The 15,246-nt window shown below is 66.4% G+C and carries 17 protein-coding genes; 7 read left to right on the forward strand and 10 right to left on the reverse strand.

Features of this window, described 5'->3' with window-relative positions:
- Window positions 1–94: 94 nt before the first annotated feature.
- The 8 genes from CFB46_RS13805 to CFB46_RS13840 form a co-directional block, all read right to left on the reverse strand.
- A complete protein-coding gene (locus CFB46_RS13805) occupies window positions 95–1,477 on the reverse strand; it encodes a replicative DNA helicase (protein ID WP_027784633.1) in 1,383 nt (460 codons plus the stop codon).
- A gap of 142 nt (window positions 1,478–1,619) precedes the next feature.
- Complete coding sequence (rplI, locus tag CFB46_RS13810; RefSeq protein ID WP_027784634.1) at window positions 1,620–2,072, reverse strand: 50S ribosomal protein L9; 453 nt, start codon at window positions 2,070–2,072, stop codon at window positions 1,620–1,622.
- Between the two features lie 27 nt (window positions 2,073–2,099).
- Window positions 2,100–2,375: a 30S ribosomal protein S18 gene (gene rpsR, locus CFB46_RS13815; protein WP_006486248.1), complete on the reverse strand. Its 276-nt coding sequence runs from the start codon at window positions 2,373–2,375 to the stop codon at window positions 2,100–2,102.
- Between the two features lie 4 nt (window positions 2,376–2,379).
- A complete protein-coding gene (priB, locus tag CFB46_RS13820) occupies window positions 2,380–2,679 on the reverse strand; it encodes a primosomal replication protein N (protein WP_027784635.1) in 300 nt (99 codons plus the stop codon).
- A gap of 40 nt (window positions 2,680–2,719) precedes the next feature.
- Window positions 2,720–3,094, reverse strand: a complete 375-nt coding sequence (gene rpsF / locus CFB46_RS13825) for a 30S ribosomal protein S6 (RefSeq protein ID WP_027784636.1) — start codon at window positions 3,092–3,094, stop codon at window positions 2,720–2,722.
- A gap of 232 nt (window positions 3,095–3,326) precedes the next feature.
- Window positions 3,327–4,220 (reverse strand): anti-sigma factor family protein, encoded by an 894-nt coding sequence (locus CFB46_RS13830; RefSeq protein WP_089500287.1) that lies wholly within the window; start codon window positions 4,218–4,220, stop codon window positions 3,327–3,329.
- Window positions 4,210–4,851 carry an RNA polymerase sigma factor gene (locus CFB46_RS13835; RefSeq protein ID WP_089500288.1) on the reverse strand — a complete coding sequence of 214 codons (642 nt, stop codon included), beginning with the start codon at window positions 4,849–4,851 and terminating at the stop codon, window positions 4,210–4,212. Before CFB46_RS13835 ends, CFB46_RS13830 begins: the two co-directional genes overlap by 11 nt.
- A gap of 168 nt (window positions 4,852–5,019) precedes the next feature.
- Window positions 5,020–5,931: a LysR family transcriptional regulator gene (locus tag CFB46_RS13840; RefSeq protein WP_089500289.1), complete on the reverse strand. Its 912-nt coding sequence runs from the start codon at window positions 5,929–5,931 to the stop codon at window positions 5,020–5,022.
- Between the two features lie 172 nt (window positions 5,932–6,103).
- On the opposite strand from CFB46_RS13840, the gene gcl reads away from it, so the two are divergent.
- From gcl to lysM, 4 genes are all read left to right on the forward strand, one after another.
- Window positions 6,104–7,879: a glyoxylate carboligase gene (gene gcl / locus CFB46_RS13845; protein WP_089500290.1), complete on the forward strand. Its 1,776-nt coding sequence runs from the start codon at window positions 6,104–6,106 to the stop codon at window positions 7,877–7,879.
- Window positions 7,880–7,922: 43 nt separating this feature from the next.
- Window positions 7,923–8,732, forward strand: a complete 810-nt coding sequence (gene hyi, locus CFB46_RS13850) for a hydroxypyruvate isomerase (protein WP_027784641.1) — start codon at window positions 7,923–7,925, stop codon at window positions 8,730–8,732.
- Between the two features lie 41 nt (window positions 8,733–8,773).
- Complete coding sequence (locus CFB46_RS13855) at window positions 8,774–9,667, forward strand: 2-hydroxy-3-oxopropionate reductase (RefSeq protein WP_089500291.1); 894 nt, start codon at window positions 8,774–8,776, stop codon at window positions 9,665–9,667.
- 461 nt (window positions 9,668–10,128) lie between these two features.
- Window positions 10,129–10,599, forward strand: coding sequence for a peptidoglycan-binding protein LysM (gene lysM / locus CFB46_RS13860; RefSeq protein WP_027807606.1), 471 nt, complete (start codon window positions 10,129–10,131; stop codon window positions 10,597–10,599).
- Between the two features lie 104 nt (window positions 10,600–10,703).
- Here lysM and CFB46_RS13865 read toward each other — a convergent pair whose 3' ends face one another.
- Window positions 10,704–11,726, reverse strand: a complete 1,023-nt coding sequence (locus CFB46_RS13865) for an asparaginase (protein ID WP_089500292.1) — start codon at window positions 11,724–11,726, stop codon at window positions 10,704–10,706.
- 271 nt (window positions 11,727–11,997) lie between these two features.
- Here CFB46_RS13865 and CFB46_RS13870 point away from each other — a divergent pair, with 271 nt between their 5' ends.
- The 3 genes from CFB46_RS13870 to CFB46_RS13880 all read left to right on the forward strand — a co-directional run bounded on the left by CFB46_RS13870 (window position 11,998) and on the right by CFB46_RS13880 (window position 13,851).
- Window positions 11,998–12,288, forward strand: a complete 291-nt coding sequence (locus CFB46_RS13870) for a PsiF family protein (RefSeq protein WP_027784645.1) — start codon at window positions 11,998–12,000, stop codon at window positions 12,286–12,288.
- Window positions 12,289–12,545: 257 nt separating this feature from the next.
- Entirely contained in the window at window positions 12,546–12,995 is a 450-nt protein-coding gene (locus CFB46_RS13875; protein WP_027784646.1) for a membrane protein, read from the forward strand.
- A 268-nt stretch (window positions 12,996–13,263) separates the two neighbouring features.
- Entirely contained in the window at window positions 13,264–13,851 is a 588-nt protein-coding gene (locus CFB46_RS13880; protein ID WP_027784647.1) for a BPSL1445 family SYLF domain-containing lipoprotein, read from the forward strand.
- A gap of 123 nt (window positions 13,852–13,974) precedes the next feature.
- Here the strand turns inward: CFB46_RS13880 and CFB46_RS13885 are convergent, their stop codons facing one another.
- Window positions 13,975–15,039, reverse strand: coding sequence for a glycosyltransferase family 4 protein (locus CFB46_RS13885; protein ID WP_089500293.1), 1,065 nt, complete (start codon window positions 15,037–15,039; stop codon window positions 13,975–13,977).
- Between the last annotated feature and the right edge of the window lie 207 nt (window positions 15,040–15,246).

Below are 15,246 nucleotides of genomic sequence, written 5' to 3' on the forward strand. Positions count from 1 at the left end.
ACATTGTACCGTTTCCGGTCGCGCCGCGGCGCGCGCACATGCACGCGCCGGGATTGGATACAACGTTTGGCGAAATAGGGGTTTACTTCCGGCGTTATTCGCCGTGGAAGGTTTGCGCCCCTGCAAAATTGTCGAACTTCGTGTATTGACCGATGAACGTGAGCCGAACGGGGCCGATCGGACCGTTACGCTGCTTGCCGATGATGATTTCCGCGGTGCCCTTGTCGGGACTGTCCGGGTTGTAGACTTCGTCGCGGTAAATGAACAGGATCACGTCCGCATCCTGTTCGATTGCGCCCGATTCGCGCAAATCGGACATCACCGGGCGCTTGTTCGGGCGCTGTTCGAGGCCGCGGTTCAGCTGCGACAGCGCGATCACCGGCACGTCGAGTTCCTTCGCGAGGCTCTTCAGCGATCGCGAAATTTCCGAAATCTCGGTCGCGCGGTTCTCGCCCTGCGACGAACCCGACATCAGCTGCAGGTAGTCGACGATGATCAGGCCGAGCTTGCCGCATTGCCGCGCAAGTCGCCGTGCGCGGGAGCGCAATTCCATCGGGTTCAGGCCGCCCGTTTCGTCGATGAAGAGCTGCGCCTCGCTCATCTTCTGCACCGCGTGCGTCAGTTTCGGCCAGTCCTCGTCCGTCAGGCGGCCCGTGCGCATCCGGTGCTGGTCGAGCCGGCCGATCGAGCCGAGCATACGCATCACGAGCTGGGTGCCCGGCATTTCCATCGAGAACACCGCGACCGGCAGCCCGTACTCGACCGCGACGTATTCGCCGATGTTCATCGAAAATGCGGTCTTCCCCATCGACGGTCTTCCGGCCACGATGATCAGCTCACCACCGTGCATCCCGGACGTCATCCGGTCGAGGTCGATGAAGCCCGTCGGCGTGCCCGTGACGTCGCTCGGATTCGCGGTGTGGTACAGCGTGTCGATGCGCTCGACCACCTGCGTGAGCAGCGGGCCGATCTCGAGGAAGCCCTGGTTGCCGCGCGCGCCCTCTTCGGCGATCGAGAACACCTTCGATTCGGCTTCGTCGAGCAGCTGGCGGACTTCCTTGCCCTGCGGATTGAAGGCGTCGGCCGAGATTTCGTCGGCGACCGACACGAGCCGGCGCAGCACCGCGCGGTCGCGCACGATTTCCGCGTAGCGGCGGATGTTCGCCGCGCTCGGCGTGTTCTGCGCCAGGGCGTTCAGATAGGCGAGCCCGCCGACGTCGTCGGCCTTACCGGACGTGGTCAGCGCTTCGTACACGGTCACGACGTCGGCCGGGCGTGTCGACGCGATCAGCCGGCCGATATGCTCGTAGATGATCCGGTGGTCGTAGCGATAGAAATCGCCCTGCGACAGGAAGTCGGCAATCCGGTCCCATGCCGCGTTGTCGAGCAACAGGCCGCCGAGCACCGACTGTTCGGCTTCGACCGAATGCGGCGGGACTTTCAGCGATTCGATTTGGGGATCTTGCGGCGCGTTCATGGGTTGGGATTATCGCGAATAGATGGCGGCAGCGCTACCACCGCTTGCGGGAGCGAGCGGACAATAAAAAAGGCAGGCCCCGGTTGCCCGGGCGCCTGCCCTTGTCCGAGCGACGGAAGCCGCCCGGCAAGCTTGCATACGCTTACGCGTGGTCGCCGATCACGTTGATCGTGACGTCGACGACGACGTCCGTGTGCAGCGCGACCTGGACGTTGTGCTCGCCGATCATCTTCAGCGGGCCTTCCGGCATGCGCACTTGCAGCTTCTCGACTTCGTAGCCTGCCTTCTTCAGCAGTTCCGCGACGTCGCCGTTCGTGACCGAGCCGAACAGACGGCCGTCGACGCCCGACTTCTGCGTGATTTCGAACGTCTGGCCGTTCAGCTTCTCGCCGACTGCCTGCGATGCCGCCAGCTTTTCAGCGGCGATCTTTTCGAGTTCAGCGCGGCGCACTTCGAATTCGGCGATCGCTTCCTTCGTTGCACGGCGAGCCTTGCGGTTCGGGATCAGGAAGTTGCGAGCGTAACCGTCCTTGACCTTGACGATGTCGCCGAGGTTACCCAGATTGGCGACTTTTTCCAACAGAATGATTTGCATTCGAATTCTCCTTATTGCGTCGCCTGATTACGCCTTGTGCTGATCGGTGTACGGCAGCAGCGCGAGGAAACGCGCACGCTTGATGGCCGTATCCAGCTGACGCTGATAGTGCGCCTTCGTACCCGTCAGACGAGCCGGCGTGATCTTGCCGTTTTCGCCGATGAAGTCCTTCAGCGTTTCCGTGTCCTTGTAGTCGATTTGCTCGACGCCGGCAGCCGTGAAACGGCAGAACTTCTTGCGCTTGAAGAGCGGGTTTTGTTGCTGACGACGCTTGTCGAATTTCTTACCAGTCGGGCGGGGCATGATTTCAGTCCTTTCCAATGTCCTGCAATGCTGTGATGTGAAACACCAAGGTTCTCGCGTTGCGACTTTTCTTGGCCAGGAAGCCCGTGAACAGCGTTTCGACGCCCATTTCACGACTTTCCAGCCTGCCGCTCGCCTCACCGGCCGCCACCGCCTCGATCGTCATTTCGACCTGACGGGGAATGCCTGCTTCGACGACTTCCGTGCGGTGATGCAATGTGGCGCTTGCGATCGGAACACCTGCCGGCGTATATCGCACCGGTGCGCGTTCGACGACGCTCGCCGTCAATTGCAACTTGTTCACGTAAGTGGCGCGCTCCTTGATGGCTTAATGAGTGACGAACTTAAGCCTGCGCTTCGGCCGGCTGAGCTGCAGCCGCCTTCTTGGCTTCTTCGCGCTGAACTTCCTTCATCATCGGCGACGGGCCGGTTTCGGCCTTCTTCATCTTGACGATGAGGTGGCGCAGCACGGCGTCGTTGAACTTGAACGCGTGTTCGAGTTCGTCGAGCGTCGTCTGGTCGCACTCGATGTTCATGCAGACGTAGTGAGCCTTCGCGAGTTTCTCGATCATGTAGGCCAGTTGGCGACGGCCCCAGTCTTCGACACGGTGGATCTGGCCGCCGTGCGACGTGATCGTGGTCTTGTAACGCTCGATCATCGCGGGCACTTGCTCGCTTTGATCAGGGTGCACGATGAATACGATTTCGTAATGACGCATTACACACTCCTTGTGGATTAAAGCCACCCGGGCGTCTGAACCGGTGTGGCAAGTGAGAAGCCGAAGATTCTAACCCGGTTACGGGGCGCGTGCAAGGTCAATCGATGATTTGCAAACGGATTCGGCCGTGTTTTCAAAGACTTGAACAGGAATGCCGGTGCAAACGACCATCGTTCGGCCCTTCTGGCGTCGGGGTCGGAACGGCAACGTGCCGGCCCCGACGCCGCAGCGGTCATTCGCCGGGCGTGCCCGCGAGCCGCGCGTCGAGCGCCGTCCGGAACGCCGCGAGCGCCGACGGCTCGGCGTCGGTCACGGCCCACCACGTCATCCCGGCCGCGTTCCAGCGATCGAGCGCATAGCCCTGCGACACCGTCGAATACGGCGCGGACGGCCGCTGCCCCGCCGGCTGCACGTAGACGTCGACCACGTGCTGCCGGTGACGGTAGACGAGCACCGCGACGCGGCGACGCCCGACGTAGTCGAGCCGGCCGCCGATCAGCGCGAAGCCGTTCGTGGCGAGATCCTCGACCGGCGGCGCATAGTCGAGCCGGCCGTTGAACCACGGCTTGACCGTGTGCTGGTCGGTCGAGATCACGTCGATGTCGCGCGCCGACAGGTCGGCCCGCACGTGGCTCGCGACGAGTTCGTCGACCATGCGGTCGGTGTCGGCATGGCGGGCGGACCATGCCATTCCGCCCGCCGCCGCGAGCGCCATCAGCAGTGCGACGCCCCAGCCGAGGCCCGGCAACGCGGCCACGCGGGGCCCGGTACCGGACGATACCGGTCGTGCCGACCCGCCACGCCCGGTCAGCCAGGAGAACCAGTCGCGCCCGCGCGGCCGCCGCGGCGGTGACGGGGACTCAGGCCGCGGCTCGACCCGCGACGGCTCATGGGCATGCGCGTCGGCGGCTGCCGGCAGGCTCGCGAGGATGCTCGCCCGAAGCGCGTCCGGCGCGCGGTGATAATCGGCCTGCCGGACGGCCTGCACCAGCGTGACGATTCGCGCACGTTCGCGGCGGCACGCCTCGCACCCCTCGACATGCTGCTGGACCCGCAACGCATCGGGCGCCGACAGCTCGCGGTCGACGTCCGCGTCCAGCAATGCTCGCGCTTCGTTACAGTCCATCGATAGCCTCCGATGCGGTTCCGCCGGCCGATGCACGGCCCGGTCGGCCTTCGGTCGCCGGCGCCGGCGCGTCGCCCAGCAGCGCGGCGAGCTTGCGCCGGCCGCGCGCGAGCCGCGACATCACCGTGCCGACCGGCACATCCGCGATCGCCGCGATCTCGCGGTAGCTCAGGTCCTCCATCTCGCGCAGCACGAGCACCTCGCGATATTCAGGCGGCAGCTTCGCGAGCGCCGCATTCACGAGCCGCACGTTCTCGCCGCGCAGCAGGTGCGCCAGCGGATCCTCCGTGGCCGGCTGCCAGTCGTCGGGCACGTCGGCGTCGTCGAGCGTATCGGGCAGCGCGACCTCGTGCGCATGCGTGCGCCGCCGCCACTCGGTGTACCAGGTGTGGCGCACGATCGTCAGCAGCCACGGCCGCGCGTTGTCGCCGCGACACGAATCGACGAAGCGCAGCGCGCGCATGCACGCGTCCTGGACGACGTCGTCCGCATCGCCGGCGCTGCCGCTCAGCCAGCGCGCGAGGTTGTAGGCGGCGTCGAGATGCGGCAGCACGAGCGTGCGAAACCGCTCGCCGCGCGCGACCGCATCGTGCGCCGCCCGTTCATCGACCGCCTGTCCGGCTTGCCCCACATGGCCTCCCTGGTCCCGGCGGCCGACGCCGCGCCCGTTCCGCGCACGACGCCCGGACAGACAGGCAACGTGCGCGCTCGATGACCTTACCGCTGCTGCGTCGAGTTTATTCCCGCGCCGGGCGCACGAAGCGTAAAAAATCGCCGGACGGCCGGACGGGCCGCCCCGTTACGGCGTGGTGCTCCAGTAGCCGGGGCGCGCGTACGCGGCGCGCAGGTAGTCGATGAAATAGCGCACGCGCGCCGGCACGTAGCGCTGCTGCGGGTAGACCGCGAGGATGTCGTAGTCGGGCAACGCATATTCGTCGAGCACGGTCTCGAGCGCGCCCGTTTCGAGCTGCGCGGCGATTTCCCACGTCGAGCGCCAGCCGAGCCCGAGCCCTTCGGCCACCCAGCGATGCAGCAGCTCGCCGTCGTTGCAGTCGAGATTGCCGGTCACGCGCATCGTCGCGATCTTGCCGTGGCGCTGGAAATACCAGCCGCGGTTCTGGCCGCCCTGCAGGTTGAACGCGAGACAGTTGTGCTTCAGCAGATCGTCGAGCGACTTCGGCCGGCCGTGCTTGCGGAAATACTCGGGCGTGCCGCACACCACGCGCCGGTTCGACGCGAGCTTCACCGCGACGAAGTTCGGATCGACCGCGCCGCCGATCCGGATCGACAGGTCGTAGCCCTCGCGCACGAGATCGACGACGCGGTCGGTCAGGTTGAACGACAGCTGCATCTCCGGCTTGTCGGCCAGAAAGCCCGGCGCGTGCGGCGCGACGTGCTTGCGGCCGAACGCGGCCGGCGCCGACACGATCAGGTGGCCGCTCACCGCGCGCCGCCCGGCGGCCAGCTCGTTCTCGGCCTGATCCCATTCGGTGAGCAGCCCGCGGCAGCGCTCGAGGAACGCGGCCCCCTCCTCGCTGACGACCAGCCGCCGCGTCGAGCGATACATCAGCTTCACGCCGAGGCGCTTCTCCAGCGCGTCGATGCGCCGCCCGAGCACCACCGGCGACACGCCCTCCTCGAGCGCCGCCGCCGCGAGGCTGCCGGCATCGGCCACCCGCACGAACGTCTCGATCTGCTTGAAGCGATCCATCTTTCGTCTCCGTCTGCGTTCCGACACCGGCGGGAAGCCCCGTCCGGCGGTCATTCCATACTTTTAGTTTCGAAATAAGCGACTTCGGCTGATCTTATCAAACCTTTCCTGCATCCCTAAAGTGTTCCCAACAGACCGATTCGCAAGATCCGCCACATTCAAGGAGACATTCATGGCCAAGATGAGAGCCGTCGACGCAGCCGTACTCGTGCTCGAGAAGGAAGGCATCCAGACCGCGTTCGGCGTGCCCGGCGCGGCGATCAACCCGTTCTACTCGGCCATGCGCAAGTCGGGCGGCATCAGCCACGTGCTGGCGCGCCACGTCGAAGGCGCATCGCACATGGCCGAAGGCTTCACGCGCGCCGCACCGGGCAACATCGGCGTGTGCATCGGCACGTCGGGCCCCGCCGGCACCGACATGATCACCGGCCTCTACTCCGCGTCCGCCGACTCGATTCCGATCCTCGCGATCACGGGCCAGGCACCGCGCGCGCGCCTCTACAAGGAAGACTTCCAGGCCGTCGACATCGAATCGATCGCGAAGCCGGTCACCAAGTGGGCCGTCACCGTGCGCGAACCGGCGCTCGTGCCGCGCGTGTTCCAGCAGGCGTTCCACCTGATGCGCTCGGGCCGTCCGGGCCCGGTGCTGGTCGACCTGCCGATCGACGTGCAGCTCGCCGAAATCGAATTCGACATCGACACGTACGAACCGCTGCCGATCTACAAGCCCGCGGCCACCCGCGCGCAGATCGAGAAGGCGCTCGCGATGCTCGACGACGCGGACAAGCCGCTGATCGTGTCGGGCGGCGGCGTGCTCAACGCGGCGGCCGAAGACCTGCTCGTGCAGTTCGCCGAAACGGTCGGCGTGCCGGTGATCCCGACGCTGATGTCGTGGGGCGCGATTGCCGACGACCATCCGCTGATGGCCGGCATGGTCGGTCTGCAGACGTCGCACCGCTACGGCAACGCGACGATGCTCGCGTCCGACTTCGTGCTCGGCATCGGCAACCGCTGGGCGAACCGTCACACGGGCAGCGTCGAGGTCTACACGAAGGGCCGCAAGTTCGTGCACGTCGACATCGAGCCGACGCAGATCGGCCGCGTGTTCGGCCCCGATCTCGGCATCGTGTCGGACGCGAAGGCGGCGCTCGAACTGTTCGTCTCGGTCGCACGGGAATGGAAGGCGGCCGGCAAGCTGAAGGACCGCAGCGCATGGGTGGCCGACTGCCAGGAACGCAAGCGCACGCTGCAGCGCAAGACCCACTTCGACAACGTGCCGGTCAAGCCGCAGCGCGTGTACGAAGAGATGAACAAGGTGTTCGGTCGCGATACCTGCTACGTCAGCACGATCGGCCTGTCGCAGATCGCCGCCGCGCAGTTCCTGCACGTGTTCAAGGCGCGCAACTGGATCAACTGCGGCCAGGCCGGCCCGCTCGGCTGGACGATCCCCGCCGCGCTCGGCGTGCGTGCGGCCGATCCGAGCCGCCCGATCGTCGCGCTGTCCGGCGACTACGACTTCCAGTTCATGATCGAGGAGCTGGCGGCCGGCGCGCAATTCAAGCTGCCGTACGTGCACGTCGTCGTGAACAACTCGTACCTCGGGCTGATCCGTCAGGCGCAGCGCGCGTTCGACATGGACTACTGCGTGCAGCTCGCGTTCGACAACGTGAACGCGCCGGAACTGAACGGTTACGGCGTCGACCACGTGGCCGTCGCGGAAGGCCTCGGCTGCAAGGCGCTGCGCGTGTTCAAGCCGGAAGAAATCGAGCCGGCGCTGCGCCAGGCGCAAACGCTCGCGGAAGAGTTCAGCGTGCCGGTGGTCGTCGAAGTGATTCTCGAGCGCGTGACGAACATCTCGATGGGCACCGAAATCGACGCGATCAACGAATTCGAGGAGCTCGCCGAAAAGGCCGAGCACGCACCGACCGCGATCTCGATGCTCGACTGACCCGCACGACATTTTTGACTGACCGACCGAAGAGGCTTAGCTCATGCCGAAGTTTGCTGCAAACCTGACCATGCTGTTCAACGAAGTGCCGTTCCTCGACCGCTTCAAGGCGGCCGCGGACGCGGGCTTCGACGCCGTCGAGTTCCTGTTCCCGTATCCGTACGCGAAAGAGGAACTCGCCGAACGGCTCGAGACGCACCGTCTGCGCCTCGTGCTGCACAACCTGCCCGCCGGCAACTGGGACCTGGGCGAGCGCGGCATCGCGTGTCTGCCCGATCGCGTCGACGAGTTCCAGGAAGGCGTCGGCCGTGCGATCGAGTATGCGAAGGCGCTGAAGGTGCCGCAGCTGAACTGCCTCGTCGGCATCCCGTCGGCGAGCACGGCGCGCGACAAGACGTTCGTGACGATCGTCGACAACCTGCGCTTCGCCGCCGATGCGCTCAAGCGCGAAGGCATCCGCCTGCTCGTCGAGCCGTGCAACAGCTTCGACATCCCGGGCTTTGCGCTGAACCGCTCGTCCGAAGGGCTCGACGTGATCCGCGCGGTCGGCTCGGACAACCTGTTCCTGCAGTACGACATCTATCACATGCAACGCATGGAAGGCGAACTGGCCGCGACGATCGAACGCAACCTCGCGTCGATCGGCCACGTCCAGCTCGCGGACAACCCGGGCCGCAACGAGCCGGGCACCGGCGAGATCAACTACGCGTTCCTGTTCGCGCTGCTCGACCGGCTCGGCTATGCCGGCTACGTCGGCTGCGAATACAAGCCCCGTACCACCACGACGGAAGGCCTCGGCTGGCTGCAAAGCGTGGCCGGCTGCGCACCGGCCTCGGCGCGTCGCGCCGCCTGAGTCGCACCCTTCCCGTTTTCAGCCCCATAGGAGACTTTCACATGGCAACCATCGGTTTCATCGGCCTCGGCATCATGGGCGCGCACATGGCGCGCAACCTGCTCAAGGGCGATCATCAGCTCGTCGTGAACGGTGCGTTCCCGATTCCGGACGACCTGCGCGGCAGCGCGAAGGTCGTCGCGAGCTCGACCGAAGTCGCGCGGCACGCCGACATCATCATCTCGATGGTGCCGGACACGCCCGACGTGCGTAACGTGCTGTTCGCCGACGACGGCGTCGCGAAGGGCCTGACCGCCGGCAAGCTCGTGATCGACATGAGCTCGATCTCGCCGCTCGACACGCAGGAATTCGCCAAGCAGATCAACGCACTCGGCTGCGACTACCTCGACGCGCCGGTGTCCGGCGGCGAAGTCGGCGCGCGCGAAGCGACGCTGACGATCATGGTCGGGGGCCCGGAGCAGGCGTTCGAGCGCGCGAAGCCGCTGTTCGAGAAGATGGGCAAGAACATCACGCTCGTCGGCGACAACGGCGCGGGGCAGACCTGCAAGGTCGCGAACCAGATCATCGTCGCGCTGAACATCGAGGCGGTCGGTGAAGCGCTGCTGTTCGCCGCGCGCTCGGGCGCCGATCCGGAGCGCGTGCGCCAGGCGCTGATGGGCGGCTTCGCCGCGTCGCGCATCCTCGAAGTGCACGGCGCGCGGATGACCAGGCGCACGTTCGATCCGGGCTTCCGCATCGAGCTGCACCAGAAGGACCTGAACCTCGCGCTCGACGGCGCACGCAAGCTCGGCCTCGCGCTGCCGCACACCGCGAGCGCGCAGCAGCTGTTCAGTGTGTGTGCATCGCACGGCGGCAAGGCATGGGATCACTCGGCCCTCGTGCGCGCGCTCGAGATCATGTCGAACTTCGAGATCGGCCAGACGCCGGCCGCGTAACGCGGATGCGGTAACGCGCGCTTTCGCCGCGATGGCGCAGGCGCGCGACGAATACACGCGACCGGCCGCGGCCGGTCGCATCGATGCGCGACGCACGCGCGCATCACGGTGGGGCGCCCCGCCCCGCATCGCCAACGGCGTGCGGGACGGGGGCGAAAAACGCCGCTCTGGGCTGAGAGCGGCGTGGTGGGGTCCGCAGCGGCACCCGGCGGCGCCGGGGAAGCCTTGGTCGGTCAGACGTCGTCGTCGGGTGTCCGCCTGTCGGATTTCGCGTATTACATTTCTTTACGTTCGAGCGTGCGATTTTTCATGCAATCGTCGCGTTGAACGCCTACACTTTCGCCACGCCTTTCGAGAAAACCGCCGCGCCTGCGCGCCCCTTCCGGGGCCCGCACCCAGCGCGGTGTTTTTTTCGCCACTTCACGGCGCGTTTTCTTTTCAACCACCTAAGGAGTGCAACGATGGGTCTTCTTTCGTTTATCAAGGAGGCGGGTGAAAAACTGCTGGGTCACGCCGATGCACAGGCAGCGGAAGATCCGAATGCCGCGAACCAGACTGCGGCCGATGCAATCAAGAATTACATCAGCTCGCAAGGTCTCGACACGTCGAACCTGACCGTCGCGTTCGACGGCGCATCGCGCACCGTCACGCTGTCGGGCAGCGTTGCCGATCTCGACACGAAGGCGAAGGTCAAGGTCGCGGCCGGTAACGTGCAAGGCGTCGCGGGCGTCAACGACGACGATCTGCAACCGGACGATCCGGAAGTGCAGTACCACGACGTGAAGCCGGGCGACACGCTGTCGGCGATCGCCAAGGAAGTCTATGGCGATGCGAACAAGTACCCGGCGATCTTCGAGGCGAACAAGCCGATGCTGTCGAGCCCGGACCGGATCTACCCGGGCCAGAAGCTCGTGATTCCGCCGCAGTCCTGAGCGCGCAGTCCCGAGCGTTCTCGTAGCACCGACGCAAAAATGGCAGGCCAGTGGCCTGCCATTTTTTATGCGCGCCGCACGCCGCCCGAGCGGCGCGCCATCCGTCACAGCATATCGAATGCGCGCTGCAGTGCGCCTCGATCCTGAATGCCGTTCGCGAGCGCGAGCATCAGCAGCACGCGCGCCTTGAACGGATGCAGCGAGCCCGCGCTCACGAAACCGAGCGCATCGTCGCTCGCGGCGCCGTTGCGCATCACGTGTCCCGAACCGACGCGCGACGCACGGACCACCGCCACGCCCGCGCTCACCGCATCGGCGAGCGCCGCCTGCAGCGTCGTATGGATCGACCCGTTGCCGGTGCCCGCGACGACGAGTCCGCGCACGCCGGCCGCGACGAGCGCGTCGACGGCCGTGCGCGTCACGCCCGCATAGCTCGCGACGACTTCGACCGGCGGCCACGCCGCGGCGATCGCCAGTTGCGTGTCGCGCGTGCGTGTGACGCGGCGTGCGAATTCGACGCGGCCGTCCTGCACCCAGCCGAGCGCGCCGAGCTCCGGAGACTGGAACGCATCGACCGCATAGGTGCTCGTCTTCACGACGTCGCGCGCGCCGTGGATCCGGTTGTTGAACGCGACCAGCACGCCCTGCCCGCGCGCGGACGGATGCGCGGCCACCGTCACCGCGTTCAGCAGGTTCAGCGGGCCGTCGGACGACAGCGCGGTGGCCGGCCGCATCGCGGCCGTCAGCACGACCGGCTTGTCGCCCCGGACGACCAGATGCAGCGCATACGCGGTTTCCTCGAGCGTATCGGTGCCGTGGGTGATCACGATGCCGTCGATGGCCGGGTCGGCCATCAGCGCGTCGATCCGCGCGGCGAGCGTGTTCCACAGCGGCAGCGCGAGATCCTTGCTGTCGATGCTGGCGACCTGCTCCGCGTCGATGCGTGCGACCGACGCGAGCGCCGGCACGGCGTCGACCAGGAAATTGACGCCGAGCGCGCCGGCCTGGTAGCCGGCCGTGCTGGCCGCGTCGGGCGCGGCGCCGGCGATCGTGCCGCCGGTGGCGAGTACGGCGATGCGCGGCAGCGCCGCCGCGGACGAAGGGGATGCGGTGTTCGGTGTATTCATGGCCGCGATTGTAATGGCTCGCGGCCGGGAGCCGGCAGGTTCCGGCGCGGCGGCCGGCAGAGGCCGGCGCGCATCATGGTTTGTCCCGATCTCCGGGCCGCGCGCGCCGTCAACGGCCGTGGCGTGCGCAACGTTATAGGAAGTGCCGTTTTGGTGTTTTCACCTTGATTTGCCATAATCGGAGCGCGTGGTGCGATGTGGCCCTGTCCTCGTCGCGTCGCGCTTCGTGACGGCGTCGATCACACGCAATTCACCCCATGGGAGTGTCGAAATGAAAATCCAATCGCTCGTAGCCGCAGTGCTTCTCGGCGGCATGCTGGCTTCCCCCGCATTCGCGGCGAACAGCCAGCAGGACAAGATGAAGGCCTGTAACACCCAGGCATCCGGAAAGACGGGCGACGAACGCAAGGCGTTCATGAAGGACTGCCTGTCGGCGAAGCCCGCGAAGGCGATGACGCAGCAGGAAAAGATGAAGGCATGCAACACGCAGGCCACCGGCAAGAAGGGCGACGATCGCAAGACGTTCATGAAGAGCTGCCTGAGCAACCAGCCGGCCGCCTGAGTTCCGGCGCTCCCGTCTCGAATGCCGCGCCCCGCTTCGGCGGGCGCGGCATTTTCGTTTTCGTTGCATGCGCATCGACGCACGCATTCCAGCATTTCCCGCCCCGTTTTTCCGCCTGCCGGCCCGGTGCCCCCACATGGTGCGGCAATTCGCCGCGTTTTCTTCTATGATGGCTGCAACGCGGCCCACCCAAGACCAAGAAGCGCCATCGGGCCGCCCTCGAGACGGACGCGCACGCGCGTCAAACGGAGGCTTGGATGGCATGGAGACAACACCGCTGGTTCCGCCGCTGGCTGATCGTGATCGTGTTCTGGGCGGTGCCCGTCGCGATCGTCGCCGTACGCGAGATCCGCGAGGAAATGGCCTACAACAAGGCGGACCTGCAGCTCGCGCTGACCACCTGGCAGCTCACCGACGCACAGCAGGCCGCCGGCGCCGCCGCGAAGTGCCACGGGGATCCTGACGAAGCGCGCGCGGCCGGCTGCCCGGCCGAGGTGCTCGCCGCCAACGCGCCGCGCCAGCAGGCGGCTCGCGATGAATACGTGGTGCGCCGCAATACGCTCGCCGGCTACCTGTGGCATGCGTTCGTCGGCTACTGGGTCGTGCCGGCCGCATTCCTGTTCGCGTGCGGCGTCGTGATCGCGCTGATCCGCCGCGCGCTGCGCCGCCCGCCGATCAAGCCGCCCGTTCCGCCCGTCCCGCACTGACACCGGCGCGCGCCACGAACGCCGCCGCCTTCCCGCCCGACCGTCGCGCGCCCCGCATGCCGACCACGCCCGCGGCGCGCCCCACGCGTCGGCGCCGCTTCATCCGTCGGCGCCGCTTCGTCCGTTGGCGCGCCGCGACACCCCCACGCGATTTGACGCTTTTTCACGCGGCAACGAAAAGAGGCCGTAAGCCGCTGTGATATAACTGCCGACGTGATCCGCTCCTTGAGCGAGACTCACTCCGAACATCATCCGATGGAGAACAACGATGCAAAAACGGAATCTTGTGCTGAAAGCCGCCGCTGCGCTCATCGTCGGTAGCCTCGCGCTCACCGGTTGCACCACCACCCCGGACAAGCCGGACAACGCCGCGACCAACGCGTCCAAACGCCAGTCGATCGACGCGAGCGTCGACGCCACGCTGTCGCGCATGTACTCCACGGTCAAGGGTTCGCGCGAGCTCGTCGCGAAATCGCGCGGCGTGCTGGTCTTCCCCGAAGTGCTCCAGGCCGGCTTCATCGTCGGCGGCCAGTCCGGCAACGGCGCGCTGCGCGTCGGCGGCAGCACGGTCGGCTACTACAACACGTCGTCGCTGTCGGTCGGGCTGCAGGCCGGCGCGCAGTCGAAGGCGATCGTGTTCCTGTTCATGACGCAGCAGGCGCTCGACGAATTCCGCAACTCGGACGGCTGGGCCGCCGGCGCCGGCGCATCCGTCGCACTCGTGAAGATGGGCGCGAACGGCGCGGTCGACTCCAACACGGCCACTGCACCGATCCAGGTCGTCGTGCTGACCAACGCCGGCCTGATGGGCGACGTGTCGATCAACGGCACGAAGGTCACGAAGCTCAAGATCTGACGTTGACGCACTGCCCGCGCGTGCCGCGCGCGGGTCATGCGCAAACGGCGATGTCCTTGCGGGCATCGCCGTTTTTTTATCCGCCGGCGCCATGCGCCCAGGCGTTCAGCGTGGTCAGGCCGATCAGGTCGTCGAGTCGATCACCTTGAAGCGCGAGCGCTTCTGCGCGCGAATCACCGACTGGTACACGTCCACGTACTCCTGCGCCATCCGGCGCGACGTGAAGCGCTCCTCGAAGCGCTGGCGCACACGCGCACGCGGCAGCAGGTGCAGCCGGTTCACGGCGGCCACCGCGCTGATCTCATCCTCGACGATGAAACCCGACACACCCTCGTCCACCACTTCGGGCACCGCGCCGCGGTTGAACGCGATCACCGGCGTGCCGCACGACATCGCCTCGATCATCACCAGGCCGAACGGCTCCGGCCAGTCGATCGGAAACAGCAGCGCATGCGCGCCCGACAGGAATTCAGCCTTCTCGTGATCGGCGATCTCGCCGATGTATTCGACGTGCGGCAACGCGAAGAGCGGCTTGATCTCGCGGTCGAAGTATTCCTGGTCGGCCGCGTCGATCTTCGCGGCGATCCGGATCGGCAGCCCGCACTGGCTGGCAATGCGGATCGCGGTGTCGACGCGTTTTTCCGGCGAGATGCGGCCGAGGAACGCGAGATAGCGCGGCTCGACGGGCTGCGGCAGGTACAGCGTATCGGGCAGCCCGTGATAGACGGTCGTCAGCCATTTCGCCTGCGGCAACGGCTGGCGCTGCGAATTGGAAATCGAGATCACCGGCGCCGTGTTGAACGTGTCGAACACCGGTTGCTGCTCGGGCAGGTCGAGCCGGCCGTGCAGCGTCGTCACGTAAGGCGTTTCCTGTCGGTTGAAGACCGAGAACGAGTAGTAGTCCATGTGGAAATGGAGCACGTCGAAATCCTTCGCGCGGCGCGCGACCGTCTCCATCAGCAGCATGTGCGGCGCGACCCGGTCGCGGATCGACGAATCGAGTCGCAGCGCGCGCGGCCACACGGGCTCGAGCTTCGCGCGCGTGGTCGAATCGCCGCTCGCGAACAGCGTCACATCATGGCCGAGTTCGACGAGCGCCTCGGTGATGTAGGACACGACGCGCTCCGTGCCGCCGTACAGCTTCGGCGGCACGGATTCGGTCAGCGGGGCGATCTGGGCAATTCTCATGGTCCACGTCTCCTGTGTCCTGTCCGTTGCGGTGCAGCCGCCGGGGGTCCGCGCTTGCGCGCACCCCGCCCGCGTCCATGCCGCGCCGGCCGGCGTGGCGCCAGCCGGTTATCTCATTATTATTCGCGATCCCGCCGAGCGGAACCGCCGGTCTTTCATTTTTTGGGGGTTGTTACAGACCGGATACATTCCGCCGAGCGGGCCGGC

Source organism: Burkholderia sp. HI2761 (assembly GCF_002223355.1).
In the GTDB taxonomy this organism is placed as follows: Bacteria; Pseudomonadota; Gammaproteobacteria; order Burkholderiales; family Burkholderiaceae; genus Burkholderia.